Genomic DNA, 25733 nt, shown 5'->3' on the forward strand with positions numbered 1-25733 from the left:
GGTGCTTCATGCCCGGAAAGCCGCTATATCCGTTCACGGTGCATGATACCCATCAGGGCAACCGGGCAGGCCTGTCCGGCTGGATGAGACAGGAAGAACGCTCCATGACCGACCCGAACCCCACGACTGGCCGCCCCGATATCTCCATCCTGTACTGCACGCGCTGCAACTGGCTGCTGCGCGCGGCATGGATGGCGCAGGAACTGCTCTCCACCTTTGGGGAGGAACTGGGCAGCGTCAGCCTCATCCCGGCCAGTGGTGGCCGGTTCGAGGTCACGGTCAACAGCCAGCTTGTATGGGAACGCAAGCGCGATGGCGGCTTTCCTGGCCCCAAGGAACTCAAGCAGCGCGTGCGCGACGTAATCGCGCCGGGGCGCGACATGGGCCATATTGACCGCAATGGGGGCGCATCCGGTTAGGGTCTGGTCTTTTTTGGCAAGTGTCGCGCACCATGCCGTCGGCTGCATTGTAACGCCTCATGGCGCACCCCATAATAGTAGCATGAACGCTTCTGCTTCTTCGGCCGCCAGCGCGCGGCCTGCCGATATCCGTGCTGAAGTGGCACGGCTGCGGAAACTGGCGACCCTGCTCAATGCCGCCTTCCGTATGCCCGGCACGCAGGCGCGCTGGGGGCTTGATACACTGATCGGGTTGCTGCCCGTGGGCGGCACGGCGATCATGGCCGTTCCCTCCCTCTACATCATCTGGAAAAGCTGGACGCTGGGCGCAAGCCAGCCGGTTCTGGCGCGCATGCTGGGCAATGTGCTGATCGAGGCGGCGGCTGACCTCGTGCCCGTTCTGGGCGATATTTTTGATACCGCCTTCAAGGCCGACCTGCGCAACGTGGCCCTGCTGGAAGCGCATCTGGGCCTGTCCACGCCCTAGACGGGCGCGGCGGGGGCGCTACACTAGGCGCCCCTGCACCCCTGAATTCAAAGAAATCCGCCGCCCATGCCTCTCCCCTTTCTCCATACCGCGCGGGCGGGCCAGCCCAAGGCCCGCGCCTGCCATGGCCATCAGTCCATGGACGCCAGCGCGGCATGAGCAAAAAAGCCCCCCACATGGCCACCGCAACCCGTGCCATGCTCGCCGATGCGCTCGGCCTGCTGCGCCAGGGTCAGTTCGCCCAGGCCCGTGCCGTGCTCGAAGGCTGCACGCCTTCCCCCGATGTCGAGATCCTGCTGGCGCATGCCCATGCGGGGTGCAACCGGGTGCAGGAGGCGGCCCGCCTGCTATGCCGGCAGGCTGTCGCCAACCCCGGCGCCCGCCACCCGGCACGTGACATGCTCGACCTGCTGCTGCCCCATGAGCGCGTGGATGAGGCCGAAGCCGTGCTGCGCGCCGTGCGCCAGCGCGCGGGGCAGGATATCCGCACGCATGACATGCTGGGCGAGCTGCTGCTGCAACGGGGCCGCACAGCGGAAGCGCATGCCGTGCTGACCGATGGGCTGAGCCTGTCACCCGCCCAGCTCACCACCGGCAACCTCATGGCCGTGTGCCTGATGGAACAGGGCGAATACGCCGCCGGGCGCGACCTGCTGCTCTATATTCTCGAACACCACCCCCGCAGCGCCATGACGCATGCCAACCTCGCGCACCTGCTGGCGGCGTGGAACCGCACCGATGAGTCGCTCAGGGTTCATGCCCGCGCCCTCGCGCTGCGCCCCGATGATGCCAATCTGCGCCTGAACCATGCCCTGACCCTGCTCAAGAACGGGCAGATGGCGCAGGGCTGGGCCGAATATGAATGGCGGCGCAGGCTGCCCGGCCGCGAACGCCTGCCCGCAGCACGGATGCTGCCCGTGCTGGAGCCGGATGCCGACCTGCGGGGCAAGACCATCCTCATCACGCGCGAGGGGGGACTGGGCGACATGCTGATGATGCTGCGCTTCGTGCCGGTGCTGGCGGCCCTGGGCGCACGGGTGTACGTGCAGGCCCCCGACACGCTGCATGGCCTGATCCGCCGCATGGATGGCGTGCGCCGCATGTTCCATGACCGCCAGCCCGTGCCGTTTCATGACTGGCACTGCCCTTTCCTCAGCCTGCCGCATGTGCTGCACCGCATGGCGAACCATGCAGGTGCTGCGGTGCCCTACCTGCGGGCCGATGCGGGGCGCGTGCAGGCCTGGGCGCCCTTCCTGCCCGCGCGCCCCACATTGCGGGTGGGGCTGGTATGGGGCGGGGCCAGCAGGCCCGATGTGCCCGCCGCCCACGCCATGGACCGCAGGCGCTCCATCCCGCTGCGCAGCCTGGCACCGCTTGCAGGAGTGCCAGGCATCTCGCTGGTCAGCCTGCAGATGGGCACCTACGCCATGCAGATGATGGACATGCCCGCCGGGATGCGCCTGCATGACCCCATGGAAACCGTGCGGGACATGGATGATACGGCGGCCCTTATCACAGGCCTCGATGTGGTGGTGTCGGTCGATACGTCGGTGGCCCATCTTGCTGGCGCGCTGGGCTGCCCGGTCATATTGCTCGACCGGTTTGACAATTGCTGGCGCTGGCTTTCAGGCCGCACCGACAGCCCGTGGTACCCCACGCTGCGCATCATTCGCCAGATCCGCACCGGGCAGTGGGATGACGTGGTGCGCAGGCTGTGCAGCATGCTGGCCAAGCGCGACCTGCCACCCTCGCGCCTGCAGCCTACTTCCTGATAAGCCCCTTAACCCTGATAGAGCGGCCCCGGCGGCAGCAGCTTGCCGGGGTTGAGGATGTTGAGCGGGTCCATGGCGTGCTTGAGCGCGCGCATGACCGCGAGCGTGCCCGCGCCGTGCTCGGTCTCGAGAAATTCCAGCTTGCCCATGCCCACGCCGTGCTCGCCGCTGCATGAGCCACCAAGGGCCAGCGCCCGGTGCACGATCCTGCGGTCAAGCTCCAGCGCCCGGGCATGACCCGCGGGCGTATCATCGGTGATGATGAGGGAGTGGAAATTGCCATCGCCCACATGCCCCAGCAGCGGCACGCGCAGGCCGGAAGCTGCAATATCCTCCCGCACGCCCGCGATCAGTTCGCCCAGCTTCGAGATCGGCACGATGCAGTCGGTTGAAATGACGCGCGCGGTCGGCTCGATGGCCTTGGCGGCCCAGAAGGCATCGTGCCGGGCCTTCCACAGCCGGGTGCGTTCCTCCGCCGTATCGGCCCAGGCAAAGGCCAGCCCGTTATTGGACAGGGCAATGGCCTCGACCGCCGCCACCTGCTCCTGCACGCTTGCAGGCGCGCCGCCAAACTCGAAGAACAGCGTGGTGAGATCCTGATAGCCGTCCAGCTTCGAATACCGGATCGAGGCCGCCATCTGCACGTCATCGAGCAGTTCCACCCGGCTGATGGGAATGCCGCACTGGATGATCTCGATCGCGGTCCGCACGGCGTCATTGAGGTCGGCAAACTGGCATACGGCGGCGGAAAGCGCCTCAGGGCGGCCATGCAGGCGCAGTTGCACCTCGGTGATGATGCCCAGCGTGCCTTCCGAGCCGATGAACAGCGATGTCAGGTCATAGCCGGTGGACGACTTGCGCACCCGCCCCCCGGTGCGGATCACCTCGCCCGTGGCCAGCACCACGGTCAGGCCCAGCACGTTCTCCTTCATGGTGCCATAGCGCACGGCGGCCGTGCCCGAGGCGCGCGTGGCGCACATGCCGCCCAGCGTGGCCTCGCCACCCGGATCAACCGGAAAGAACAGCCCCGTATCGCGGATCTGCGCATTGAGCGCCTGCCGCGTCAGCCCGGCCTGCACACGGCAGTCCAGGTCCTCGGGGTTCATCCCGACAATGGCGGTCATCTCGGACAGGTCGAGGCTGATGGCCTGTTCGGCCGGCGTGACATGCCCCTCGACCGACGTGCCGGCGCCAAAGGCCACCAGCGGCACCGCATGGGCGTGGCAGGCACGCAGCACGGTAGCCACATCTTCCGTTTTACGGGCAAAGACCACGGCGGCGGGCAGGCAGGCGGCTTCCATGGCCTCGCCATGGCTGTGGGCCTCGAGCACCGAGGGCGACGTGCTGACCTGCCCGGCCAGCCCGCCGGCGCGGATGGCGCTCAGGGCGGCCTGAAGGCGGGCTGTGGGCGAGGCGGGCGTGTCAGTCATGCAGGGTGTCCAGGTAGAAAATCAACAAAGTGCCGTAGTCTAACAGCATATTACGGCACACGGCCAGACGGGCCAAACATGCCGGTCATGCCTGTTTTTTCAGGCATCTGCCTGCAACCGGCCCTTGCGCCTGCCCCCCTATGATGCCCAAATGCACGCCGCAAAACGGGGGAAAACAGATGAACATGGCCTTTCTTACCTCGGGCATGATGCTGGCATTTGCTGCATTTTCCTCGTTCTCGATCAGTGATGCCTATTCCAAGCTGCTCGCAGGCCAGCTTGACCCGTTCGAGGTCGCCTTCTCGGGGGGCGTGTTTGGCTTTCTCATCATTCCATTCATCCGTAACAAAAACGAATCCTACAAGGACATCTTTGCCCCCACCCACCCGCTGATGTGGGTGGTGCGCGCCGTGGCCACCTTTGCCGCGACGGCCGCCAGCGTAGAGGCCTTCATGCTGCTGCCCATGCCCGAGGCCCTCTCGCTCATGTTTCTCATGCCGCTGTTCGTCACCATCCTGTCCGTGACATTGCTGCATGAGAAAGTGTCGGGCTGGGCGTGGCTTTCGGTCATACTGGGTTTTGTGGGCGTGCTGATCGTGCTGCGGCCCGGCGTGCGGGCGCTGCATCTGGGGCATCTGTGCGCGCTGGTGGCCGCCATTGCCAATGCCGTGGGCGTGATCGCCTACCGGCTGGCGGGCAATGACACGCCCCGGCTCTCGCTGTTCGGCTCAAGCCTGTTCGGCCCGTTAGTCGGTGATGGCGTGCTGATGCTGGCCCATGCGCACTGGCCGCACGGGCTGAAAACATGGATGTTCCTGTTCGGCTACGGCTTTCTTGCCGCCCTTGGCCAATTGTTCATGATGATGGCCACCGCCCGCGCACCCGCCAACCGCGTGGCCCTGCCCCAATACAGCCAGATGCTGTGGGCGGTGGCGTTCAGCTACTTCCTGTTTCACCAGCCGCTTGATGGATGGACCTTCGCGGGCATTGTCGTGGTCACGCTATCGGGCATGATCAACTGGATCCGCCAGCATATCGTATACGAAGAACTCATCCTGAAGGAACGCCGTGCCGCCCGGCGGCGGGCTGAGACCCATGTGCCTGATCGGGCCTGAAAATAGGGCCTGTCAGCGCGGCGTGGTAAGCAGGATGAACAGCACCATGGTCAGCACGGAGGCAACCGCGCTGAGAAACAGGGTTGAGGCCGCCTCCTGCTCATCGGTTTTGAAGCGGACTGCCAGAATGACCACGACCGTGCCCACGGGAATGGACAGCGTAAGCACCGTGGCGCGAATGACATCATGCGGCATGCCCAGCACGGCCAGCACCAGCCACGCCCCGGCGGGCACGACAATGTTGCGCGCGAGCACCGTCATCACCACCGGCAGCGTAATGTGCACGCGCTGCAGGAACAGCACCACGCCTGATGCAAACAGCGCCACGCCTGTTGCGGTATTGCCCAGCAGGCCCATGGCGCCGAGCAGCGAACGGGGCAGATGCACGTTCAGCACCACCAGCAGCGTAGCCAGAAGCGGCGCCCACACGATCGGCTCCTTCAGCGCGGCCCTCACCTGCCCCATGAAACTGACCGATGCGCCATCCGCCACGGTTGCATCATGGCCCAGCATCATCATGCAGACCGGCGTCTGTACCAGCACCATGGCGAAGACGGCAGCCGATATGGCAACCGCCGTGCTGTCATGCCCGATCAGGACCGGCAGCATGGCGGACCCGATAAAAGGCACCGAGGGCGCGCCAATGGCCAGCCCCTGCAATGCCGCCGCCGCCCCGCCACGATGCGCCACATGCCGCGACACCAGATACGCCACGCCAAAACTTGCGCACATGAGCCCGAAGACCGAAGCCGCGAGTGGCATCTGGCCTGCAAGGATGGTGCGCGGCATGTGGGCAATGCCCACGAACAGGTTGAGCGGAAACGCATAGAGCATGACCAGCCGGTTCAGAACGGCAACATGCGTGCCATCAAAATCATGGTGCCACCCGGCACGGTACCCCAGAACAAATACCACAATGAGCGGCAGCATCGCGGCAATAATGGTCGAAAGCATGGAACGAAGCGGCCTTATCCTACGCGCACCCGGCCATGTCGTGGCTGGGGAACTGCCAAAAACAATCCTGAGCAGACCTGCGCGGATAAGGCAATGGCATCCCTGCATCCGGGATCACGTTTCGCCTTCAATGAAAGCTGACGGTTTCTTTATGTTGCAAACAATAATTTTTAATTTTTTTTAAATTTACTACAAATTAATTCAAAATATTTAATAAAATATTTTTGTTACTTTCAAACAACCCCAGACCATTTTTTAGATTGGCTCTGGCGGACGTTATCAAAAAAACAATTTCTTTTATTTCAAAAGAGATTCTATGCATGAAGTCGCCTGCAGACAGACCATACAAATGGAAACTCATTCCTGTGGATGTCGGTCGACTGCACGAAAATCAATACATGGATCATTCCCGTTAAAATATTTTTTATGCTTTCATGCCTCAACGTATACATTGCTGCGCATCGTCTGAAGCAGCGATACATGGTCTTTTACAAACCTGTCCAGATTACATTTACTTATAAGTAAAAAACAATTAAATAAAATTTACGTGAAGAAATATAAAAGAAAAACTCTGAAACAATACTGGCGTTTGCGTGCAGCTATCCCCTCCCCAGAACGGTGCCCGAGCATCGTTCACTGCCGCACGAAAAGACCCAGCCCATGGCCCCAGATCCCTCCCGCCGATACCGCCGCGATATTGATGGCCTGCGCGCCATTGCCGTTACCGCCGTGGTTCTGTTCCATGCTGGTCTTTACCCGCTTAAATCGGGATTTACCGGCGTGGACATCTTTTTTGTCATTTCCGGCTTTCTCATAGGCGGCATCGTGTACCGCGATGTCGGGGCGGGGCGCTTCCACTTTGATGCTTTCTATGCCCGCCGCGCCGCCCGCATCCTGCCCGCACTCATGGCCGTCATCGCCTTTGTCACGATCCTTGGCCTCGTGCTGGCAAGCCCGCAGGACTACAGGCAGATCGCAATCGGGGCGATGGCGGCCCTGAGCGGGTGGTCCAACATCCTGTTCTGGCGCCAGATCAACTATTTCTCGCCCGATGCGCATCTTGATCCGTTTCTCATGACATGGTCGCTCGGCGTGGAAGAACAGTTCTACCTGCTGTTTCCCTTCCTGCTGCTTGCGCTGCGCCGCACGGCGCGCCCTTTCGTGCTCGGGGTCATTGGCGTGCTCTGCCTGGGTTCCCTTACGCTTGCCGTCATTGGCATGGGCCGCTGGCCCACGGCGGTTTTCTATCTTCTGCCCACGCGGGCATGGGAACTCGGGGCAGGAACCTTTCTGGCCATCGCCCGCTCAAGGGCAACAAAACCCCTGCCCGCCCTGGCCGCCAACATACTGGGCTTTAGCGGTATCGGGCTTGTCGTGCTGTCCGTGTGCCTGTTTAACGAACATACGCCCTTCCCCGGCCTGGCCGCGCTGCTGCCGGTGGGGGGCACGCTGGCGCTCCTGCTGGCGGAGGGCAGTGTTTTCAACCGCCTCGTCCTGTCCGCGCGCCCATTCGTGGGGGTGGGGCTTGTTTCCTATTCATGGTATCTGTGGCACTGGCCACTCATGGCGTTGACATGGCTGTGCATGGCGCAAGCCCCCGGCCCCACGCAGCTTGTGGGCGTGGCGGTCGTGTCTCTGGGGCTGGCCGTGCTGTCATGGCGTTATATCGAACAGCCCTTCCGCCATGCCCGCCTACCCAACCACACGGTCCTGCTGCGCTATGGCAGCGCTACCGCATTATGCGGGGTTGCCCTGTCAGTCATTTACATGAGCCACGGCTTTCCCGCCCGCTTCAACCCCGCCCTTCAACTGACGGAAGCCAGCCTGGCGGCAGGGCGGGGCGGTTCCTGCCTGGCCAATTATGGCGATGCCCAACCCAATACCGGCTCCGCCTGCGTGCATGAGACCGGACACCTGCAGATCGCCCTGCTGGGTGATAGCCACGCGGCAGCCCTTGCCCCCGCCCTTTCGCGCATCGCGCGCGAAGGCGGGTATGATTTCGTGCAGTTCACCAAATCATCCTGCCCGCCGCTGATGGGGGCCACACGCCTCATGCCGCAGCATCCGGGCCATGCGGCCACCTGCGCGCTCTACAACGAACGCGCCATAAACCTGGTGGCCAGCAACCCTGAAGTGCAACTGGTGGTCCTGACCGGCTACTGGTCCGCCCCTTATGAGACCGATGCAGGCGACGACGCCTATGTGGACCCCCGACATCCGGTGGATGATGGCGTGGTGGCTGGCATCGCCCGCATGCGCGCCGCCCTGATCCGCACCGAAACCATCCTGACCCATGCAGGCAAGAAAGTGATCGTGCTGGGCGACGTGCCGCATTTCCGCCTCGACCCCGCGCGGGAGGCGGTCACGGCGTTCATGCCCGTGCGCTCATGGATCGAGCACCGGCTTGACCCTGACCTTGCGCGTGCGGACGGGATCGCCCCGCTGCCCTGGGTCGCAACCCCCTCCCGTTCCATTGAAAATGCCGTGCGTGCGGCCGCCACCGCGATTGGCGGCATAACCTATGCTTCGTTGCATGACCGCTTCTGCACGCCGCAGGGGTGCCGGTTCAGCCGTGATTCCGCATCGCTCTATGTAGACTCCCAGCACCTGTCAGACATGGGGGGCACATTCGCCCTCAATGGCCTGATTGATGTCGCGCCCTCCACAATGGCGAACAGGTAAACGGGGCTGCCTGTCCTCGTGATTTCCTTCATGCCTGCCCGTGCCAGGCAGCCATGCCCGTCATGGCCGTTCTGGCATGAAGCCGCTCGCCTCCTGTTGCCCCGACGCGGAGAAGGCAGCATGAAACCATAAAATATTTCCTTTTTGATAATTAATTAACATGTTGATTTATCTATATTTGCACCAAGTTCCTAATGGCACTGAATGCATATATCACGGTTACGTTACCGACCTCTCCCTTGCGCGAGGGGGATCGTCTATATATCACTGGATATAGATGATTCTCCGGCTTTCCACCGGGGCATATCCAGAACTGTCCGGTTTGCAGGAAGGGCATAGACTTATGCTTTACACGACCATGAGTATGAATTTCCAAATATCCGGCATTATGGAACATCAAAAAAAGCAGTAATAAAAAAACGAAATATTTTTACTGTATTTTCTTCACGCCGGGCTTTTTGCATTGCGCGTAATGCGCTCTTGCGCCCCGACCTGATGAATACACCATTACCCTGAAGGAAAATCACCGTGTCAGCAGACAGCATCACGGCGGCCCCGCCGTTCAAGTCCCGTTATGGTAACTACATTGGTGGCAAATGGGTTGCCCCCGTCGATGGTCATTACCTGACCAACACCTCCCCCGTTGATGGCCGCGTGCTGTGCGAGGTACCTGCTTCCACCGCAGCCGACGTGGAACTGGCGCTTGATGCCGCCCACAAGGCAAAGACCGCCTGGGGCGAGATGGCGCCTGCCGACCGCGCGCTGATCCTGCTCAAGGCAGCCGATGTCATGGAGAAGAACCTCGACCTGCTGGCCCGGGCCGAGACATGGGACAACGGCAAGCCTATCCGTGAAACCCTGACCGCCGACATCCCGCTGGCGATCGATCATTTTCGCTACTTCGCTGGCTGCATCCGCGCCCAGGAAGGCACACTGAGCGAGATCGACGCGACCACCATCGCCTATCACTTCCATGAGCCGCTTGGCGTCGTGGCGCAGATCATTCCGTGGAACTTCCCGTTGCTCATGGGATCGTGGAAGCTGGCTCCTGCCCTGGTTGCCGGTAACTGCGTGGTCATGAAGCCTGCCGAGAGCACGCCTGCTTCCATGCTGGTGCTGATGGAACTGATCGGTGGCCTGTTCCCGCCCGGCACACTGAACATCGTCAACGGCCTGGGCCGCGACGTGGGTGCCGCCCTGTCCAACAGCGACCGCATTGCCAAGATCGCCTTCACCGGTTCCACCCCCACCGGCAAGATGATCGCGCATGCCGCTGCCGAGCACCTGATCCCGGCGACCCTGGAGCTGGGCGGCAAGTCGCCGAACATCTTCTTCGCCGACATCATGGACAAGGACGACGACTACCTCGACAAGGCGATCGAAGGCTTCACCATGTTCGCCCTCAACCAGGGCCAGATCTGCTCCTGCCCCAGCCGTGCGCTGGTGCATGAATCGATCTATGAAAAGTTCATTGAACGCGCCCTGCCCCGCATCAAAGCGATCCGTCAGGGCAACCCGCTTGACCCCGACACCATGATGGGCGCGCAGAATTCGCACGGCCACCAGGAAAAGATCCTGTCCTACATCGACATCGGCAAGGGAGAAGGCGCCCAACTGCTGACCGGTGGCGGCCGCCCCGACCTTGGTGGCGACCTGAACAACGGGTGCTACGTGCAGCCGACCGTGTTCAAGGGCAACAACAAGATGCGCATCTTCCAGGAAGAGATATTTGGCCCGGTTCTGGCCGTGACCACCTTCAAGACGGAAGAAGAAGCGCTGGCCATTGCCAACGACACCCCCTTCGGCCTCGGCTCGGGCGTGTGGAGCCGCGATGCGAACACCTGCTACCGCATGGGTCGCGGCCTTGAAGCCGGTCGCGTATGGATCAACTGCTACCACGTCTATCCGGCGCATGCCGCCTTTGGTGGCTACAAGAAATCCGGCATCGGGCGCGAGACCCACAAGATGGTGCTCGAACATTACCAGCAGACCAAGAACATGCTGGTCAGCTACAGCGAAAAGAAGCGCGGCTTCTTTTGATCCGCTGAGGGGGTGAAAACCCCCTGGCCATAAGGCAGGACGCGGCGGTCGGGCTGTTTTACCGGGCCGGCCGCCGTGTTCCATTGTCCGGGCCATTAGCGTCGGGTCCGTGGCAGGACAGTTTTCGATATTTCAGGATATGCGACAGGGTTTTTTCCCACGGGACCGGGACACTGTGCGGCAGAAGTAAAAAAGAGGCATAGGATGGCACAAAAGTTTCGGGTCGTAATCGTAGGCGGTGGCGTGGCTGGCCTGGCGCTGGCAACCCGGCTGGGTGACAAGATCGGCAGATCGGGCCGCGCGGAAATCACGCTGGTCGATAAAAGCTTCGCGCATGTGTGGAAGCCCATGCTGCACTGTTTTGCCGCCGGCACCGCCGCCAACGAGAACGACCGCATCAGCTTCCTGTCGCAGGCGAGCCGCCATCATTTTGAATTCTGGCCCGGCGAGATTGCGGGCATGGACCGCAAGGCCAAAACCATTACGCTTGCCCCGGTTGTCGAGCCCACGGGCGAGGTGATCCTTGATGAACGCAAGCTGGAATATGACGCGCTAGTGCTCTCGATCGGCAGCCGCGCCAATGATTTTGGCACGCCCGGCGTAGCCGAGCACTGCCTGTTCATTGACAACCTTGTCGATGCCAACGGCTTCAACGACCGCTTCCGCATGGAACTGCTCAAGGCGTTCGGCAACAACGAGCAGCTTGACATCGCCATTGTGGGCGGTGGCGCCACCGGCACGCAGCTTGCCGCCGAACTGCACAAGGCGCTTGACCTCGCATCGCTTTACAGCTTTGGCAAGAAGCCGCCCAAACTGAACATCACCCTGCTTGAGGCGGGCCCGCGCATCCTGCCCGCCTTCCCCGAGGCCGTGTCGGTCGCGGCCCAAAAAGAGCTTGAGGCGATTGGCGTCAAGGTCCAGACCTCGGCCATGGTCAGTGGTGCTGATGAAAAAGGCTTCATGCTCAAGGATGGCACGCGCATTCCCGCTACCCTGCGCGTGTGGGCTGCAGGCGTTAAGGCCCCCGATGTGACGCGCAAATTTGGTGAACTCAAGCTGTCGCGCTCGGGCCAGCTTGAAGTGCGTCCCACGCTGCAACTCGTGGAAGATGACAGCATCTTTGCCATGGGTGACTGCGCCTTCATTGCTGAAAAGCCCGTGGCCCCCACGGCCCAGGCCGCCCGCCAGCAGGCCCATCACCTTGCGCGCTACATGCCCGCCTGGATTGGTGGCAAGGTGCTGCCGCCTTTTGCCTTCCACAACAAGGGCGCGGTTGTTGCCCTGGGTGACTATAACGGGTGGGGAACCTTCCCCGGCGGGCGCGTGTTTGGCGGTGGCTGGCTGCGCGGCATTACCGCGCGCATGGTGCATCTCATGCTCTATCGCCGGCACCAGTTTGAACTTTACGGCGCGTTCCGCGGCACCATGTCATGCCTGGTGGACTGGCTGGACGTGTTCGTGCGGCCTTCCGTGCGGCTTGACTGAATCATGCCAGCATAGGGAGCGCCGTTTTTTCACGAAGGCGGCCTTCCTTGAAGCTGTTTGAAAAAAGCTTCACCAGAAACTTTCTTATGATTGCTATACCAGCAGGGCGGGCGCCATCAGACCCCACCCTTTCTTTATGGTTCAGCCGAAGCGGGTGCGGCCCATAGCGAGGATTGCAGTGCGTATGTGTTCTGTAGCAGCGGCACCAGCGCCGGGCGGCCCTTGAGCCTGATCCACTCATCAAGTGCCGTGCGAAAAATGGCGATACCGCAGCGCGCCATGAGGCGGGCGGCAGCCTTGCGGTTCTTGCGCTCGGTAATGCGCCTGGCCAGCCCATCGGCCAGGCAGTCTTCCCACTTGCCGTATTTCTGCAGGCTCACGGTGTGGAGCGAGGGTGTTTTTTCGATCAGGAACACAAAGGCATAGGTATCCTGCCGGTTGGCCGCGATGCGTGGCACGAGCGAGGTGAAGGCGTGCATCATCGCATCGGCGGGGTGCATGTCGGCCGGGCACGCCGCGAGTGCTTCGGTCAGGGTCTGGGTCATGCCGCGCGTCCAGGCCAGCACGATGTCGCCCTTGGTCTCGAACATGCGGAACAGGGTGCGACGCGAGACTTCCGCCGCGTCGGCGATCTCGTCCACCGTCGTCTCGTCATATCCCTTGGCGGAGAACAGCCGCATTGCCTCGGCAATCAGCGTATTGCGCGCGCGGGCCTGCTTGCGTTCGCGCAGGCCTGGCTTTGGCTGATCGTCAGGGGCGTCGGACTTCATGCAATCTCCTTGTGGGCATTCCCGTCATGCTGCATGGGTATTACGCATATTCAGGATGCGAGGAAGAGCAAAACGGTTTCCGGTTACGCCACAAGGAACTGGCGATGATAGGCATGCATGTCATCAAACAGGCAGAATTCCGGCGGGCCAAGATCGATTTCGGGCAGGCGCGCGGCCATGCGCCCCTGCCACTGCACCATAACATCGGCAAATTCACCGGCTTCGCGCGCGGTAAAGGCCCTGATCCTGTAGCCTATTGTGGCATGAAAAACATAGCGCTCCTGCCATGCATCATGCATGCCCAGATGGGCGGCAAGGCTGGCGCGGAAGCGGCGCAGCGCATTGGCGCCCTCCCGGTCCAGCGCCTCGAGCCGGATGCGGCAGCCCTGCCTGTCGCGCAGCGTGTCGGGCCGCGCGGGGCGCATGCGCAGGGGGTTGGGCAGCCTGCCGGGAAAGGCGCGGAGCCTTTCGCCCGCCCACGCATCGCATTGCGGCATGGGGGTATCACGGGCCAGGTCACGCGGCCATGTGCGCTTGCCCCGGCGGGAATTGTTCAGCCCGTCAAAAACCGTCATGTGATAACTTGAAGGCGGCAGGAGCGCGATCTTTGCAGCAAAATCGAACTGGCCCATCTGGTTGTGCAGATCAAGCATGGCGTGAAAAAACGCGCCATCGCGGGGCAGATGGCAGATAACCGTATTGCCGGGAAAGTATCGGGGCCTGCCATCGGGATGAAATTTATTCTGATTGAACAGCACTGCTTTCTTCTCCTCCGGCTGGCCGCCGCCCCTTCTCCGCGCCAGGCCCAGGTTTTTACCGCCATTTTTCCGGGCAACCACATGCTTTTACCGCAGGGGCAGGCATGCCTTGGGCCGAACAGGGGACCTTTATTGCCGCCTGCCGCTTTACAGCGCCATGATGGGCTGGAAATATGAACCCGACAGGGCAAATACCGCAACAGCCCCGCAGCCCCCATGAAGGACTGATCTTGACATGACCCTGCCTGCCCGAATCCTTGGCACGCTCGTGGCCAGCGTATGCCTCGCCACCCCCGCCCTGCATGCCCATGCGGCTGAAACCACAGCCAGCCCCGGCACGCCGGTCGGCACAACCGCGCTGGCCCCGGCCCTGAGCCTGCCCGATGCGGGCCGCGCCCTGCGCATGACCTATCTTTCAACCGATGGCGTAACCGGCAAGGGCACGGTGCCCGTCACGGCGGAAGTCATCCTGCCGCCGGGCAAGGCCCCTGCGGGCGGGTGGCCTATCGTGGCCTGGGCGCATGGCACCGTTGGCATCGGGCAAGGCTGCACGCCCTCGCTCCACCCCTATAGCGCGCGCAACAGCACATATCTGGCCGCCTGGATGAAGCGGGGCTTCGCCGTCGTCGCCACCGATTATCAGGGGCTGGGCACGCCGGGCGTGCATCCTTACCTCGATACGCGCGTCGAGGCCTATAACGTGCTTGATAGCGTGCGCGCCGCCGTGGCCGCCGTGCCGGGGCTGCGCAACACGGTCATGATCGTGGGCCAGTCGCAGGGCGGCGGGGCAGCCTTTGCCGCGGCGGCGTTTGCGGCCACCTATGCGCCGGATGTGAATATTCGCGGCACGGTGGCAACCGGCGTGCCCTACTTCACCCCAGCGCTCGGCGCGCAACTGACCGCGGCAGCCCAGGTGGCGGGGCCTGTGAAGTATGACCCACTTGTTGTCTACATGCTCTATCTGGGTGCCTCGCTTGCCGCACGCGACCCTGCCTTCCACCCCGAGGAAGCCTTTACCCCCCGCGCCATGGCTGCCTACCACGCCGCATCAACCACCTGCGTGGGCGACATGGAACAGAAGATCAGGGATGAAGGCCTGACCCTGCCCAACGCCCTGCAACCCGGCTTCCCCAAGGCGCTGGCCCCCGCCTTCGCCGGCATGGCGTACCCCACCCTGAAGCTGGCACAGCCCCTGTTCGTGGGCACCGGCACCAATGACCACGACGTGCCGCCCGTGTTGCAGCTCTCGCTGGTCAAGGATGCCTGCGCGGCGGGCAGCACGGTTCAGGCCCATCTGTACAAGGGGCTGGACCATTCACAGACCGTCAACGCCTCGCTGCCTGATTCGGCGGCCTTTACGCAGGCGGTCATGACGGGCCAGCCGGTCACGCCGCAATGCGCGCCGGTGCCGCAGTAAGGCCATTCCTAGCCCGTCGCGTGCAGGAATTCCTCGACCATGCGCAGGAATTCCCATGGCTGCTCGGCATGCAGCCAGTGCCCGGCCCCCTTCAGGCGCACCAGCCGGTAATGGGGAAAAAGCTGGCGCATGAGCGGGTAATGATCGGGCTGCACATAGGGTGAAGCCCCACCCGCCACAAACAGCACCGGGCCACCATACTGCGTGCCCGGCGGCAGGGCGGGCCAGCCCACTACCTGCGCCATGCCCGCCACGATCTGCTCCAGCCCTATCTGCCAGTGCGGGTTGGCACCGAGCACGATGTTCTGCTTCATCATGTCGCGCACGGGCTTTTCGGCAATGGCGGGGGCAAGCCAGGCATCGGCCTCGCCCAATGTCAGAGTGGCGGGAAAATGCAGCCCGGCCAGCGCAGTCGCGATCGCACCCGAATGCGCATGCCCGCCCGGCCCCGGTGCAATATCGGCCACAAGCAGGGCATGCACGCAGGCAGGCGCCTGCAACGCCAGCATCATCGCCACCTTGCCCCCCATGGAATGCCCGATAATCGTGGCGGGCAATGCGTCATGCGCGGCCAGCGTTTCATGCACATCGGCTGCCATGGTGGGGTAATCCATCGGCCCATGCGGGCTGCCGCCATGGTTGCGCAGGTCAAGGGCAAGGACGCGGCGGGTTGTGGCAAGGCGGCGCTGGAAAAACCCGAAATTGCGCGCCCGCCCGAACAGCCCGTGCAGAAAAACCACCGGCGGCAGGCTGCTATTTCCATTCTCCGGTCCGCGTTCGATCACATCAAGCAGCACGCTGGCCCGCTCCTTCTCTTATGCCTCAAGGCCGCAAGCATAGCCTGCGGATAAAGACCGCGTGCTCATAATTCCGTGCCCCCGCCGCCCTGCCCTGCCGTGGGCCGCCCTTGAAAACCCTTCCGCGCGGACCGACATGTAAATCGTTACGCCCGATGAAGATGATCGGCGCGATGTTTTTTAATAAAAACAGGACTGGAACAGACCATGAGCGCTGCTGAAACCCTCCGCAAACTCAGCCCCGAAGATGTGCAGGAAATTGCCAAGCAGCTTGAGGGCACGCTGCACCAGCACAAGACCGACCTGCACAAGCAGATTGCCGAGCACCTGGCCAGCCTGAAGGGCGAGGTCACGCTGCATGAGAACAAGATCCCCACCTCGTGCAAGGTTTACGGGATGATGTTCCTGCTTGCCGCCGCGCTGGCGAGCTTCATCTTTGGCCGTAAATCGGCTGAATAAGCCCTGCGGGCACGGGCAGCCCGGCGTGGTTGCCCGTGTTCAGAAGCGGAAGACGAAATTCGACTGGTAATAGGTGCCGCTCGACCCGCCCGCCTCATTGAGCGCGCGCGATGTCATGAACCGCGAGACATACTGCGTCCATGACAGATGGGTATTGATCTGCCACGCCACTGAAACCTGTGGCGCCATGCCCACGAACCGCCCCCGGAAATTACCCGCGAACTTGTAGTAACCCGATGATTTGTAAACCGGGTCATTTACGCTATCGCGCCAGAACAGCGGGTATTTGAACTGGATGCTGACGGACTTGAACGGCGTGATGCGCACGAGCGGGGCAAAGCTGATCAGGTTCGAGCCTGTCATGTAGGTTGTGGTGTCGAGATAGTTGGTCTGCGGGTTGAAGGGCGAGAGATAGGTGCCCACCGTGCCCTGGCTTCTTGAGGCATTGCCGCCAGAATACACATCCGTCTGGATACCGGCAAAGGTGTGCAGCGACTGCTCGGGCAGCCGATAACCCACCGTGCTGTTGATGGCATAGGCGCTGACCCCGCGCGCCGCGTTGTTGCTGGCGTTACGGAACACGCCGCCCTGCCATATGCCACCCACCGAGAATTCGATCGGGCCTGCAATGCCATGCCAGCGCATGCCGAAGTTGTTGCGCGTATCCGATCCGTTGACCGCCTTCTTCGGCCCCGCGATTGCCCCGGCCGAACCATTGAGCTTGTAGCCGATATAGAACGCATCAACGAAGGAATACCCCTTCTGCCCCATGAAGGTGAAATCCGGGGGTGCCCAGGTGGCGTTAAAGCCGTACAGGCGGCTGCCATAGTTCTCCACATCGTGGAACATGCGGCGGTCACTGTCATCGGTCTGCACGAAATCCCATGCATCGATGCGGACACGCTGCCACACCATATAGGCGCGGAACCCATCCCATGACAGCGGCACGTTGGGCGTCTCGCGTGCATAGAGCATGTACGATGGCGCATCGAGAAACTGCTGGCGGCCAAACATGAAGCCGCTTTTGGCACCCAGCATGTTCCACCGCACCTCCACGAAGGCCTGCTGCGCATCGAGCCGCTTGCGATAGGTCGAGCCATAGCCATAACCGCCCCACCCGCCTGCATCCGCATTGACCAGCTGGCCAAAAAACCGCAGGTGCTCGCCAATATGCAGGTCTGCGCCATACAGGTTGCGCACGCCAAAGCGGCCGGAATCATTGGGTTTCTGCGTGCCCAGGCCGGGGCGCGTTTCAAACCAGTTGCGCAGCCGCGTCTCACCCGAGAAACTGATCCACACATTGCCGCTGCGGGTGAGCGGAATGTATTTCAGCGCATCGAACAGGTCATCATGCTTCTTGGGGTCGCGCAGGTTGCGCCAGTCCTCGGCCCAGGGGCTGACGCCATACCGCCCCACCGGCCCGAAGCCCGCGGCCTCGCCATTGCCACGGTTGAACACGCCCCAGTCATACTGATGGCCGCTGCGGCGGTTTTCCTGCCCGCCAATGCGGATGGGCTGCCCCACCGGGTTGGCATGCGGAAACGTGAGGATGGGCGGGCGCTGGGTCATATGCACCACCATGCGCTCCGGCTGACCGGGCGCGGTGCTGCCGCCTGCGGGCACGACCGGATCAGGCGCCGCCTGGGCTGCATGCACCGCCAGCATGGACATGCACAGGGCGCCCCCACGCATATACCGATACCCCAGTTGTGTTGCTGAATGGAGGGTGGACATCATGTTCATGCACCACATGGCGTGCCGGGTGGCTGCGGCAGCAGGTTAAATACTGATAACGATCGTATTATGATAAAATATTCCGGTCAATATCGTATTTTATAATCCTCTCCATCGTGAAACCGTATGAACCAGCCCGGCGGCAAAAGGCTGATACAGGAGTATCTCCTTGAAAAAACGCTGTTAAGCCACAAGGAACCAGATGCCGATTCATTGCACGAGAATGATCGTACGATACGAAAATATCCCGGAAAAATACCTTCTTTCCGCCTGTAGCATTTATGCCACGGACAGGGCATCAAACCTGCCCGTCCTTCCTGCAGGGCGTTAATAAACATAACATATCGTATTTAATATTGACGCACGCAGCCTCTTGTCTCTTTATGCCCTTCCGCCCCGGCACGCCATGCGGCCCATCAGGGGCGTTGTCAAAAAGACCATCACGCCATAGTGGTGCTGCATCGTTGCTCTTCCCGCGATGTACCGATCAGGAATGCCATGAAACAGATTGCCCCCCTCACCCGTCGCACCCTGCTTAGCCTGTTTGGCGGCATCGTCTGCCTGCCCATGGCAACACGGGCCATGGCGGCAGAAGGCAAGCTGATCCGCGTTGGCATCATGGCGGGCGAGGACGAAGATCTGTGGCGCGTGATTACGGCCAATGCCGCGAAGGAAGGACTCAATCTCGGCATCGTGACATTCTCCGATTACAACACGCCCAACGAGGCGCTGGCCGAGCACGAGATTGATGCCAACGCCTTTCAGCACGCCCCGTTCCTCGAGGCCCAGAAAGCGGCCCGTGGTTATGACATCGTCAGCGTGTGCACCACCTATTTCTCCCCCATCGGGCTGTATTCAGCGCGGTGGAAAGCTCTGGCTGACCTGCCGGACAAGGCCGTGATCGGCGTGCCGAACGACCCGAGCAATGAAGGCCGCGCCCTGCGCCTGCTCGAAGCGCTGGGGCTGATCAGACTTGATTCCGCAGTAGGCCTGCTGCCCACCCCGCTCGACGTGACCGAAAACCCCCATCACTTCTCCTTCCGCGAGCTTGATGCGGGCATTGTCGGCCGCACGCTGCCTGATGTGGATGCCGCCGTAATCAACACCAACTGGGCGCTGAAGGCTGGCGTGGACATACAGAAGCAGCGGATCGGGGTGGAATCGCTGCAAAACAACCCTTACGTCAACTTCGTGGCCGTCAATGCCGCTGATGCCCATGCCCCCTGGGTCGAGGCGCTGGTCCGCGCCGTGCACCAGCCCGCCACGCGTGAGGCGATCGCCACCATCTTCCACGGCGCGGTTGAACCGGCATGGACGTAAATGTTGTTGACGTACGCCATGTGAGCCGCCGCTTTGGCGGGCATGTGGCGCTTGATGATGTCTCCTTCTCGGTTGCAAAGGGCGAGATCCTGGGCGTGATCGGGCGATCAGGAGCGGGCAAGAGTTCGCTGCTGCGCTGCCTTGGCGCGCTCGACCGGCCTGATGCGGGGCAGATCCTGATAGAAGGCCAGGACATCACCACCCTGCCGCAGGCGCAGCTTGTGCCATTGCGGCGGCGCATCGGCTTCGTGTTCCAGCATTTCAACCTGCTCAGTTCGCGCACGGTGGCCGGCAATATCAGCCTGGCGCTTGAAATCGCGGGCGTGCCGCGCGCGCAACGCCAGGCGCGCATTGAGGCGCTGCTGGCGCTGGTGGGCCTTTCGGCGCATGGGGATAAATGGCCTGCCCAGCTTTCGGGCGGGCAGAAGCAGCGCGTGGGCATTGCGCGCGCGCTGGCCAATGACCCGGCCCTGCTGCTGTGCGATGAAGCCACCTCCGCCCTCGATCCCGAAACCACCACCGCCATCCTCGACCTGCTGGCCGAGATCAATCGCGAACTGGGGCTGACCATCATCCTCATCACGCATGAGATGGATGTGATCCGCCGCATTGCCACCCATCTCGTGGTACTGGACCAGGGCCGCATTGTAGAAAACGCCCCCACGCTGGCCATCATGGGGGCGGCCACGCAATCCACTGTTACCCAGGCCCTGCTGTCGGAAACGCAGCCACAGGTGCCACCCGCCCTGCGCGCGCGGCTGGTGGCGGAGCCTGCGCCCGAGGGATGGGCGATCATCCGCATCAGGCTGGCGGGCGAGGCGGCGTGGCAGCCCCTGCTGTCGCTGCTGGGCCAGCAATATGGCGTGGAAGCCACCGTGCTGCAGGGCGGCACCACCGAGATCGCGGGCCAGCCCTTTGCCGACCAGATCGTGTCGGTGACCGGTTATTGTGCCGAGATCCATGATTTCCTGACGCAGTTCGACCCCTCACTGAAGGTTCTTGGCCATGTCCCGGCTGATCATTGACCTGATCGCACGCGCAACGTGGGAGACGACCATCATGGTCGCCTGCTCGGGGCTGCTCGCGGTGCTCGGCGGCCTGCCGCTGGCCCTGCTCATGGTGGCCATGCGGCGTGGTGGCCTGATGCCCTGCCCGCCCGCCGCCCGCCTGCTGGGGCTGGTGGTGGACATCCTGCGCGCCATTCCCTTCATCATCCTGCTCGTCATCCTCATTCCCGTGACGCGGATGATCGTGGGCACCTCACTGGGCACGACGGCGGCCATCGTGCCGCTTTCGCTGGCGGCCATTCCCTATTTTGCCCGCATTGCCGAGGTCTCGCTGCGCGCGGTGGACCCCAATCTGGTCGATGCCGTGCACGCCATGGGCGGCACGCGGTGGATGATCGTGCGCCATGTGCTCATACCCGAAGCCCTGCCCGGCCTCGTAGCAGGGTTGACGGTCACCCTCATTACCCTGACCGGGGCCTCGGCCATGGCAGGCGCCGTGGGCGCGGGGGGGCTGGGTGACCTTGCCATCCGCTACGGCTACCAGCGCTTCAATTCGCAGGTCATGTCGCTTGTGGTGCTGGTGCTGATCGTGTTCGTGGCCATTATACAGGCGGCAGGCAACGCCCTGTCGAACCACCTGCGCCACGATTAGGGGCTGCGCGAAAAGGCAGCCCCGAAGCAGCCATAGGGGGTCTGCGCCCCTGCCCTCAGTCCAGCCGGATCGAGGGGCGCACGAACACGTCAAGCCAGTCGACAAGGCACGAGATCGTGCCGCGCACCGGCCCATACAGCTCGAACTGGTGCTGGCGATAGAGCATGAGATGCACCATCCGCGCCGACAGGCCATGCAGCCAGCCCCCGCCAAACACCGTGCCACCGGGGAAGGTGCCCCAGCCATTGTAATCGCCCAATGCCACGACCGCTCCCTTATTATGGAAGGTGAAGGCAGGCATGGGCTGGCCACTCATCATCCACCGGGGCAGATGGCGGGCCAGATGATGGGCCTGCTGCCGGGCCGCCTGGGCTGTAGGGGCAACGGGCTTTTCAGCAATGAAGGCGCAGTCGCCCATGGCGAAGATGTTGTCATCATCAAGCACCTGCAGCGAGGGCCGCACTTCAAGCTGGCCCGAGCGCGACAGCTTGAGGCCGCCAAATTTGCTGGTTACATCCGGCGCCTTGACCCCCGCAGCCCACACCCGCAGCGTTGCAGGCACGCGCGAGCCATCCTTGAGCATGAAGCCGTTTTCATCAGCACCGCTGACCATGGCACCTGCGCGCACGCTCACGCCAATGGCCTCAAGCTGCCTGACCGCCGCCGCCGACACCGCCTCGGGGAAGGCAGGCAGAATACGGGGACCGGCCTCAAGCAGGGTAATGCGCAGCTTGGGCGGCTTCTGGCCAAAGCTGTAGAGCGAGGCCAGATCAAGCGCCTTGTGCAGTTCGGCGGCGAGTTGGGTGCCGGTCGCCCCCCCGCCCACGATGGCAATATCGAGTTCGTTGTTATTGGCAAAGGACCGCAGCAGTTCCATGCGGAAGCGGTCGTTGAAGCCATTGGCATCGACAAGGTTGTCAATGAACAGGCAGTGCTCGGCCACGCCGGGCGTGCCAAAATCATTGGCGCGGCTGCCGATTGACAGCACCACCGCATCATAATCAAGCGTGCGGGCCTCCACCACCACCTCCCCGCTGAGCGGATCCTTGATGGGAGCGAGCGCGATGGTCTTGGCCGCGCGGTCGAGCGCCGTGATCTCACCGGGCCAGAACTCGAAATGGTGCCGGCTGGCCTGTGACATGAAGCTGATGCGGTCATTCTCGTTGGCGGCGGTGCCAGCCGCAAAACAGTGCAGCATCGGCTTCCACACATGGGCGAAGCTCTTGTCCACCAGCGTGATTTCCGCACGGCCCGATTTGCCGACCGAATTGCCCAGCCGCGTGGCGAGCGCAAGGCCCGCAACACCGCCGCCTACAATCACGATCCGAAACTTTTGTGCCATCTCGATAATGCTCCACACCCGCTCGCACGGCGTGCCGGTTTCCGCATGGAAAACACCGCCCCGCCACATTCATAACAAACCATATTTGTGGCGAGTATAGGTGATCCCCCCCGTGCCTGAAACATGCGCAGGCCCGAATTCTGGTGCCATTTCGCAATGGATACCCCTTTTCCCCGCTGTCTGACCGCGCCAGAGCAGGAAAAACGGGCCGATCACGCCCCCCGATCAAAAGAACCCGATCGGGCTGGCGCAGACCGGGCCGCCTCTTGCGGGGCGGGCAACATCTTGGTACCCCCCGCGTTAACCCGCCTGATGCCAGCGACAAGCAGGAGACCCCATGACAGCCACACCCACCGGACGCATTGCAGGCAAGGTTGCCATCATTACAGGTGCAGCAAGCGGCATTGGCCGCGCCACGGCAGAGCGTTTTGCCGCCGAGGGCGCGCAGCTTGCCCTGACCGACCTCAATACCGATGCACTCGATGAACTGACCGACCAGCTTGAAAAAAACGGCGTGGACGTGATCTCGGTGCCAGCCGATGTAACCAGCGAGGCCGATATCGCCCGCGTGGTGCACGAAACCATGAAGCATTTTGGCCGCATCGACATTCTCGTAGCCAATGCCGGGGTCATCCCCGAGGCCGATCTCGCCTCCGCCACGGCCGATCTGTGGGATCACACCATGGCGGTGGATGCGCGCGGCATGTTCCTGTGCTGCAAGCATGCGGCAGCCGAGATGGTCCATGCCGGACAGGGCGCGATCGTGTGCCTGTCCTCCATCTCCGCCTTTGCCGGGCAGAAGGGTCAGGCGGTGTATGGCCCGGCCAAGTTCGTGGCATCGGGCATCACCAAGCACCTCGCCATCGACCTGGCCGACAAGGGCGTGCGGGTCAATGCCGTGGCCCCGGGCACCATCGACACGCCTGCGGTGGCGGGCATGGATGCGGACGGCATTCGCAAGGTGGTCGAGATGCACCCGATGGGCCGCATGGGCAAGCCATCAGAAATTGCCGCCGCCATCCTGTTCCTGGCCTCGGATGACGCCTCCTTCATCACCGGCGCGGTGCTGCCGGTTGATGGCGGCTATCTGGCGCAGTAACTGAAAAAACAGACATTTCCGGGATGCCGCCTTTTTTCAGGAAGGCGGCATCTTCTGAAGCTTTTATCCAGATTCAGGTGATGTGCAGTTCCACATCATGGGCGCGCAGCATGGCGCATATCTGCTCGGACGGCTGCCGATCGGTAAAAAAGCCATGCACATGCGAAAGATGCCCAAGCCGCCCCATGGGCCTGCGGCCGAATTTGGTCTGGTCGGCCAGCAGGTAGACACGCCTGGCATTACGCATCATGGCCTGGGCCACGCTGATCTCATCGGCATCGAAATCGAGCAGCGTGCCATCATCTTCGATGCCGCTGATGCCGATCACGGCAAAATCGGTGCGATACTGCTCGATGAAGGTGCTGGCGGCCGAACCGGTAATGCCCCCATCATAAAACCGCACCTGCCCCCCCGTCACGATCACCTGAAAATCGGTCTGGGCGGAAAGCGGGGTGGCCACGTGCAGGTTGTTGGTAATGACCCGCAGCGCCTTGTGCCGCCGCAAGGCCTTGGCAAAGGCCTCGGTGGTGGTGCCGATGCTGACAAAAAGCGATGAATTATCAGGTATCTGGCGGGCTGCAAGGTTGCCAATGGCCTCCTTGGCCCGCCGGTTGAGCACCTGGCGTTCGGAATAGGCGATATTCTCGACCGACGAGGCCAGACCCGCCCCGCCATGATGCCGCGCCACCAGCCCGCGGCGGGCCAGAAGGTTGACATCACGGCGGATGGTCTGGACCGCAACATTCAGCCTCTGGGCCAGATCCTCGTTGGAGACATAGCCCTGGGTACGCACCAGCGCGGTAATTTCCCGGTGACGTTCTTCTGCTGACACGTTGCCTGTTACTCCCCCTTCACATGCGGTCTTTTATATTACGCGCGCGACGCTACGCCCTGTCGCCCCAAGATCGGCGAAGGACTGCTCAAGCCGCGCCACGATGCCCTGCTCGCCCACGCGCAGCCATTTGCGCGGATCATACAGCTTTTTGGTCGGCTTGCCGGTGGAAGGCGCAATCTGGTGGCTGAACGCCTCCGCGTGCTCATGCACGTAGCGGCCAATGCTGGTGGCAAAGGCGAACTGGATGTCGGTGTCGATGTTCATCTTGAACACACCGTAGGATACGGCCTCGGTAATCCTGGCCTGCTCCGAGCCTGAACCGCCATGGAACACCAGCGCCAGCGGCTTCTCGCCAAGGTTGGTGGCCTTGGCCACCGCCGCCTGCGAGTTGCGCAGGATCTCGGGGCGCAGCTTGACGTTGCCCGGCGCATACACGCCATGCACGTTGCCAAACGAGGCCGCGATGGTCACAAACCCCAGGGGGGAAAGCGCCTCATACGCCTTCAGCACATCCTCGGGCTGGGTGTAGAGATGGGCATTATCGGCGCCATCATCGAGGTCATGGCCAATGCCGTCTTCCTCGCCGCCGGTCACGCCAAGCTCGATTTCAAGCCCGATGCCCAGCGGCGACATGCGGCGCAGGAAGCGGGCGCATTCGGCAATGTTGTCTTCCAGCGGTTCAGCCGAAAGGTCGATCATGTGCGAGGAGAACAGCGGGCGGCCGGTTTCCTTCACCGCCTCCTCGCTGGCATCGATCAGGCCGGAAATCCATGGCAGCAGCTTGCGGTCGGCGTGATCGGTATGCAGGATCACGCACACGCCGTAAGCAGCGGCCACGGTATGGACATGACGCGCCGCAGCCACCGCACCGAGCACGCGGGCCTGTTCGGCATCTTTCATGCCTTCGCCCGCATAGAACCGCGCGCCACCGTTGGAAAGCTGGATGATGACATCCGCCCGGTTGCGCGCCGCCGCCTCAAGCACCGCGTTGATGCTGTCGGTGCCCACCACGTTGACCGCCGGCAGGGCATAGCCCTCATCGCGGCAGGTCTCGACAAGGCGACGGTAATCCGCGCCCGTCACCACGCCGGGGCGCAGGCCCAGGCGGCTCGATGCGGTGTGTGCTGTATTGGTCATGTCGTTTCTCTATTGCCTGTTCTTGTTGTTATGCAATCGATGA

The 25733-nt window shown here is 62.5% G+C and carries 23 protein-coding genes; 14 read left to right on the forward strand and 9 right to left on the reverse strand.

Going from position 1 to position 25733, the window contains the following annotated elements:
* Positions 1–104 precede the first annotated feature (104 nt).
* From R5N89_RS08065 to R5N89_RS08075, 3 genes are all read left to right on the forward strand, one after another.
* Positions 105–419 (forward strand): SelT/SelW/SelH family protein, encoded by a 315-nt coding sequence (locus tag R5N89_RS08065; RefSeq protein ID WP_110570212.1) that lies wholly within the window; start codon positions 105–107, stop codon positions 417–419.
* A gap of 82 nt (positions 420–501) precedes the next feature.
* Entirely contained in the window at positions 502–885 is a 384-nt protein-coding gene (locus R5N89_RS08070) for a DUF4112 domain-containing protein (RefSeq protein ID WP_110570204.1), read from the forward strand.
* A 155-nt stretch (positions 886–1040) separates the two neighbouring features.
* The gene (locus tag R5N89_RS08075; protein ID WP_244192306.1) at positions 1041–2657 is read left to right on the forward strand and encodes a glycosyltransferase family 9 protein; all 1617 of its coding nucleotides are present in this window, start codon (positions 1041–1043) and stop codon (positions 2655–2657) included.
* Positions 2658–2665: 8 nt separating this feature from the next.
* Here R5N89_RS08075 and R5N89_RS08080 read toward each other — a convergent pair whose 3' ends face one another.
* The gene (locus tag R5N89_RS08080; RefSeq protein WP_354680671.1) at positions 2666–4087 is read right to left on the reverse strand and encodes an FAD-linked oxidase C-terminal domain-containing protein; all 1422 of its coding nucleotides are present in this window, start codon (positions 4085–4087) and stop codon (positions 2666–2668) included.
* A 179-nt stretch (positions 4088–4266) separates the two neighbouring features.
* Between R5N89_RS08080 and R5N89_RS08085 the strand changes: the two genes are divergently transcribed.
* Positions 4267–5202: a DMT family transporter gene (locus R5N89_RS08085; RefSeq protein WP_110567676.1), complete on the forward strand. Its 936-nt coding sequence runs from the start codon at positions 4267–4269 to the stop codon at positions 5200–5202.
* A gap of 12 nt (positions 5203–5214) precedes the next feature.
* Here the strand turns inward: R5N89_RS08085 and R5N89_RS08090 are convergent, their stop codons facing one another.
* Positions 5215–6156 carry an AEC family transporter gene (locus R5N89_RS08090; RefSeq protein WP_110567674.1) on the reverse strand — a complete coding sequence of 314 codons (942 nt, stop codon included), beginning with the start codon at positions 6154–6156 and terminating at the stop codon, positions 5215–5217.
* Positions 6157–6816: 660 nt separating this feature from the next.
* On the opposite strand from R5N89_RS08090, the gene R5N89_RS08095 reads away from it, so the two are divergent.
* From R5N89_RS08095 to R5N89_RS08105, 3 genes are all read left to right on the forward strand, one after another.
* On the forward strand, positions 6817–8838 hold the full coding sequence (locus tag R5N89_RS08095) for an acyltransferase family protein (RefSeq protein ID WP_110567673.1): 2022 nt from the start codon (positions 6817–6819) through the stop codon (positions 8836–8838).
* A gap of 528 nt (positions 8839–9366) precedes the next feature.
* Positions 9367–10878, forward strand: a complete 1512-nt coding sequence (locus tag R5N89_RS08100) for an aldehyde dehydrogenase family protein (protein WP_110567671.1) — start codon at positions 9367–9369, stop codon at positions 10876–10878.
* A gap of 204 nt (positions 10879–11082) precedes the next feature.
* Complete coding sequence (locus R5N89_RS08105; RefSeq protein WP_110567669.1) at positions 11083–12363, forward strand: NAD(P)/FAD-dependent oxidoreductase; 1281 nt, start codon at positions 11083–11085, stop codon at positions 12361–12363.
* Between the two features lie 134 nt (positions 12364–12497).
* Here the strand turns inward: R5N89_RS08105 and R5N89_RS08110 are convergent, their stop codons facing one another.
* Positions 12498–13133, reverse strand: a complete 636-nt coding sequence (locus R5N89_RS08110) for a TetR/AcrR family transcriptional regulator (RefSeq protein ID WP_110567667.1) — start codon at positions 13131–13133, stop codon at positions 12498–12500.
* A gap of 83 nt (positions 13134–13216) precedes the next feature.
* Positions 13217–13891, reverse strand: coding sequence for a DUF1868 domain-containing protein (locus R5N89_RS08115; protein ID WP_167400828.1), 675 nt, complete (start codon positions 13889–13891; stop codon positions 13217–13219).
* Between R5N89_RS08115 and R5N89_RS08120 the strand changes: the two genes are divergently transcribed.
* The gene (locus R5N89_RS08120) at positions 13790–14068 is read left to right on the forward strand and encodes a hypothetical protein (protein ID WP_167400819.1); all 279 of its coding nucleotides are present in this window, start codon (positions 13790–13792) and stop codon (positions 14066–14068) included. The genes R5N89_RS08115 and R5N89_RS08120 overlap by 102 nt on opposite strands.
* Before the next feature lie 58 nt (positions 14069–14126).
* The gene (locus R5N89_RS08125; RefSeq protein WP_110567663.1) at positions 14127–15308 is read left to right on the forward strand and encodes a lipase family protein; all 1182 of its coding nucleotides are present in this window, start codon (positions 14127–14129) and stop codon (positions 15306–15308) included.
* 8 nt (positions 15309–15316) lie between these two features.
* Here R5N89_RS08125 and R5N89_RS08130 read toward each other — a convergent pair whose 3' ends face one another.
* Positions 15317–16105: an alpha/beta fold hydrolase gene (locus R5N89_RS08130; protein WP_110567661.1), complete on the reverse strand. Its 789-nt coding sequence runs from the start codon at positions 16103–16105 to the stop codon at positions 15317–15319.
* A gap of 207 nt (positions 16106–16312) precedes the next feature.
* Here R5N89_RS08130 and R5N89_RS08135 point away from each other — a divergent pair, with 207 nt between their 5' ends.
* Positions 16313–16564, forward strand: coding sequence for a hypothetical protein (locus R5N89_RS08135; protein ID WP_110567658.1), 252 nt, complete (start codon positions 16313–16315; stop codon positions 16562–16564).
* Positions 16565–16603: 39 nt separating this feature from the next.
* Here the strand turns inward: R5N89_RS08135 and R5N89_RS08140 are convergent, their stop codons facing one another.
* Positions 16604–18256: an alginate export family protein gene (locus R5N89_RS08140; protein WP_373320414.1), complete on the reverse strand. Its 1653-nt coding sequence runs from the start codon at positions 18254–18256 to the stop codon at positions 16604–16606.
* A gap of 540 nt (positions 18257–18796) precedes the next feature.
* On the opposite strand from R5N89_RS08140, the gene R5N89_RS08145 reads away from it, so the two are divergent.
* Genes R5N89_RS08145 through R5N89_RS08155 form a run of 3 tightly spaced genes read left to right on the forward strand, consistent with a single transcriptional unit; the run spans position 18797 to position 21277 of the window.
* Positions 18797–19618, forward strand: a complete 822-nt coding sequence (locus R5N89_RS08145) for a MetQ/NlpA family ABC transporter substrate-binding protein (protein WP_110567654.1) — start codon at positions 18797–18799, stop codon at positions 19616–19618.
* Positions 19609–20643, forward strand: coding sequence for a methionine ABC transporter ATP-binding protein (locus R5N89_RS08150; protein WP_110567652.1), 1035 nt, complete (start codon positions 19609–19611; stop codon positions 20641–20643). The genes R5N89_RS08145 and R5N89_RS08150 overlap by 10 nt, the downstream gene beginning before the upstream one ends.
* Positions 20624–21277: a methionine ABC transporter permease gene (locus R5N89_RS08155; protein ID WP_110567650.1), complete on the forward strand. Its 654-nt coding sequence runs from the start codon at positions 20624–20626 to the stop codon at positions 21275–21277. The genes R5N89_RS08150 and R5N89_RS08155 overlap by 20 nt, the downstream gene beginning before the upstream one ends.
* 55 nt (positions 21278–21332) lie before the next feature.
* On the opposite strand, the gene R5N89_RS08160 is transcribed toward R5N89_RS08155, so the two are convergent.
* Entirely contained in the window at positions 21333–22619 is a 1287-nt protein-coding gene (locus tag R5N89_RS08160; RefSeq protein ID WP_110567733.1) for an NAD(P)/FAD-dependent oxidoreductase, read from the reverse strand.
* A 337-nt stretch (positions 22620–22956) separates the two neighbouring features.
* Between R5N89_RS08160 and R5N89_RS08165 the strand changes: the two genes are divergently transcribed.
* A complete protein-coding gene (locus R5N89_RS08165; protein ID WP_110567648.1) occupies positions 22957–23718 on the forward strand; it encodes an SDR family NAD(P)-dependent oxidoreductase in 762 nt (253 codons plus the stop codon).
* 73 nt (positions 23719–23791) lie between these two features.
* On the opposite strand, the gene R5N89_RS08170 is transcribed toward R5N89_RS08165, so the two are convergent.
* Positions 23792–24550: a DeoR/GlpR family DNA-binding transcription regulator gene (locus R5N89_RS08170; RefSeq protein ID WP_078523595.1), complete on the reverse strand. Its 759-nt coding sequence runs from the start codon at positions 24548–24550 to the stop codon at positions 23792–23794.
* Positions 24551–24583: 33 nt separating this feature from the next.
* A complete protein-coding gene (gene fbaA, locus R5N89_RS08175) occupies positions 24584–25690 on the reverse strand; it encodes a class II fructose-bisphosphate aldolase (RefSeq protein ID WP_110567646.1) in 1107 nt (368 codons plus the stop codon).
* Positions 25691–25733: the final 43 nt, after the last annotated feature.

It is taken from the genome of Komagataeibacter sucrofermentans DSM 15973 (genome assembly GCF_040581405.1).
Taxonomy (GTDB): Bacteria; Pseudomonadota; Alphaproteobacteria; order Acetobacterales; family Acetobacteraceae; genus Komagataeibacter; species Komagataeibacter sucrofermentans.

Bases quoted from the DNA above. Each gene is read 5' to 3' on its own strand.
- R5N89_RS08065 (WP_110570212.1), top strand. From the start codon at position 105: ATGACCGACCCGAACCCCACGACTGGCCGCCCCGATATCTCCATCCTG.
- R5N89_RS08070 (WP_110570204.1), top strand. From the start codon at position 502: ATGAACGCTTCTGCTTCTTCGGCCGCCAGCGCGCGGCCTGCCGATATC.
- R5N89_RS08075 (WP_244192306.1), top strand. From the start codon at position 1,041: ATGAGCAAAAAAGCCCCCCACATGGCCACCGCAACCCGTGCCATGCTC.
- R5N89_RS08080 (WP_354680671.1), bottom strand. From the start codon at position 4,087: ATGACTGACACGCCCGCCTCGCCCACAGCCCGCCTTCAGGCCGCCCTG.
- R5N89_RS08085 (WP_110567676.1), top strand. From the start codon at position 4,267: ATGAACATGGCCTTTCTTACCTCGGGCATGATGCTGGCATTTGCTGCA.
- R5N89_RS08090 (WP_110567674.1), bottom strand. From the start codon at position 6,156: ATGCTTTCGACCATTATTGCCGCGATGCTGCCGCTCATTGTGGTATTT.
- R5N89_RS08095 (WP_110567673.1), top strand. From the start codon at position 6,817: ATGGCCCCAGATCCCTCCCGCCGATACCGCCGCGATATTGATGGCCTG.
- R5N89_RS08105 (WP_110567669.1), top strand. From the start codon at position 11,083: ATGGCACAAAAGTTTCGGGTCGTAATCGTAGGCGGTGGCGTGGCTGGC.
- R5N89_RS08110 (WP_110567667.1), bottom strand. From the start codon at position 13,133: ATGAAGTCCGACGCCCCTGACGATCAGCCAAAGCCAGGCCTGCGCGAA.
- R5N89_RS08125 (WP_110567663.1), top strand. From the start codon at position 14,127: ATGACCCTGCCTGCCCGAATCCTTGGCACGCTCGTGGCCAGCGTATGC.
- R5N89_RS08135 (WP_110567658.1), top strand. From the start codon at position 16,313: ATGAGCGCTGCTGAAACCCTCCGCAAACTCAGCCCCGAAGATGTGCAG.
- R5N89_RS08140 (WP_373320414.1), bottom strand. From the start codon at position 18,256: ATGCGTGGGGGCGCCCTGTGCATGTCCATGCTGGCGGTGCATGCAGCC.
- R5N89_RS08145 (WP_110567654.1), top strand. From the start codon at position 18,797: ATGAAACAGATTGCCCCCCTCACCCGTCGCACCCTGCTTAGCCTGTTT.
- R5N89_RS08150 (WP_110567652.1), top strand. From the start codon at position 19,609: ATGGACGTAAATGTTGTTGACGTACGCCATGTGAGCCGCCGCTTTGGC.
- R5N89_RS08155 (WP_110567650.1), top strand. From the start codon at position 20,624: ATGTCCCGGCTGATCATTGACCTGATCGCACGCGCAACGTGGGAGACG.
- R5N89_RS08160 (WP_110567733.1), bottom strand. From the start codon at position 22,619: ATGGCACAAAAGTTTCGGATCGTGATTGTAGGCGGCGGTGTTGCGGGC.
- R5N89_RS08165 (WP_110567648.1), top strand. From the start codon at position 22,957: ATGACAGCCACACCCACCGGACGCATTGCAGGCAAGGTTGCCATCATT.
- fbaA (WP_110567646.1), bottom strand. From the start codon at position 25,690: ATGACCAATACAGCACACACCGCATCGAGCCGCCTGGGCCTGCGCCCC.